The organism is Cupriavidus sp. 05N39 (genome assembly GCF_056397325.1).
In genome coordinates this window covers 1-438 of sequence record NZ_JBFTNE010000324.1, presented here as the reverse complement: position 1 = coordinate 438, position 438 = coordinate 1, and the positions used below count along the sequence as shown (strand labels likewise).

Sequence of the window (438 nt, the reverse complement as noted above, 5' to 3'; positions counted from 1 at the left end):
CACCACCGCCGCGGTCTGCTCGGCAGCGTAGTTGTAGTAGTCGCGGACCTGGGTCTGGCGGTCTTCGAACGCACGATCGGACGCGGTGCGGCCACTGAAGAACAGGTAGGCGTAGGCATAGCGCGCGGCCTCCAGCCAGGCGTCCAGCGCGGCATCGCTCATCGGATGCTTGTCGCGGTCCTTGGGCTTGGGGCTCAGCCCCAGGGCGGTCTTGACCCACAGTTCGGACAGTGCCGACAGGCGTTGTTCCTCGGGCAACACCGCGGTGTCTTCCAGGGTCTTCTGGCAGCTCACCACGTCCTTGGCGCACAGGTCCTCGTCCAGCCCGATCACGCTCAGGGTTTCCTGCGAGGCCGCACTCAACTTGCCGGAGGTGAGCACGTCGCCGCGCTTGTTGGCCAGGTAGTCGGTGGGTGCCACCTGCTTCATGGTCACCAT

At 65.8% G+C, this 438-nt stretch carries 1 pseudogene; it reads right to left on the bottom strand.

Annotated features, from left to right (window positions below):
• Positions 1–438, bottom strand: a pseudogene (locus AC1DN0_RS41525) (alpha/beta hydrolase); the annotation flags it as partial.